The sequence below is a fragment of the Pseudomonas sp. 32_A genome, from assembly GCF_017490905.1.
GTDB classification, from domain to species: domain Bacteria; phylum Pseudomonadota; class Gammaproteobacteria; order Pseudomonadales; family Pseudomonadaceae; genus Aquipseudomonas; species Aquipseudomonas inefficax.
The window spans coordinates 1-247 of record NZ_JAFGYI010000458.1 but is presented as its reverse complement, the minus strand read 5'-3'; the positions used below and the strand labels follow the sequence as shown (position 1 = coordinate 247).

The 247-nt window shown below is 62.8% G+C and carries 1 protein-coding gene; it reads right to left on the bottom strand.

The features are described 5' to 3' along the window. Positions 1-247, bottom strand: a 247-nt coding sequence (locus J5M58_RS27435; protein ID WP_207880641.1) for an amino acid permease, incomplete at both ends; no start/stop codon positions are given.

The window sequence follows — 247 nt, the reverse complement described above, 5'->3', positions numbered from 1 at the left end:
GGTGGTGACCAGGTTGATGAACGCCGCTTCCTTGATGCCGCGCAGCACCAGGAAGTGCACCGCCCACAGCAGCACCGACGCGCCGATGATGGCGGCAGGGGTGTTGCCTTCGCCGAAGATCGGGAAGTAGAAGCCCAAGGTGCTGAACAGCAGCACGAAGTAGCCGACGTTGCCCAGCCAGGCACTGATCCAGTAGCCCCAGGCCGAGGAAAAGCCCATGTACTCGCCAAAACCGGCCTTGGCGTAG